General features: G+C 41.6%; 1 rRNA gene. It reads right to left on the bottom strand.

The features are described 5' to 3' along the window. Positions 1–417 precede the first annotated feature (417 nt). A 5S ribosomal RNA gene (gene rrf, locus C9J38_RS21680) occupies positions 418–533 on the bottom strand. Between the last annotated feature and the right edge of the window lie 10 nt (positions 534–543).

The raw sequence follows: 543 nt of genomic DNA on the forward strand, positions 1-543 counted from the left end.
TGATCAAACTCTTCAATTAAAGTTTTTGTGGTCTTTCGACCGGCTCAATGAATACTGTTAAAATACCGCTAACTAGAAGCTAGTTAGGATATTTGAATTGACTGTGCCAAATAACCGAAGTTATTTGTATTGGTCACTAGTATCATTGATAAATCTTTCGACTTAACTTTTCAACGAGTGCCCACACAGATTGCATGGTCAAATTGTTAAAGAACGTTGACTTTCAATGCCTTAGCGTTAACCGCTTCAGCAAGTCAGGTGGCGTATAATACGCTTTTCTGATATTCAGTCAAGACAAAATTCTCATCTTTTTAATCGTTTGGTTAAAAAGTGAAAACCTTCTTTTGACGTCGCTCACATTGCAATCAGTCGGAGCGAAATAAAAGCCCGTTCAGGGAACGGGCTCTCAAAAGTTGAGCCTGGCGATGTCCTACTCTCACATGGGGAGACCCCACACTACCATCGGCGCTATTACGTTTCACTACTGAGTTCGGCATGGGATCAGGTGGGTCCATAACGCTATGGTCGCCAAGCAAATTTGGT

It is taken from the genome of Photobacterium sp. GB-210, from assembly GCF_003026075.1.
Taxonomy (GTDB): Bacteria; Pseudomonadota; Gammaproteobacteria; order Enterobacterales; family Vibrionaceae; genus Photobacterium.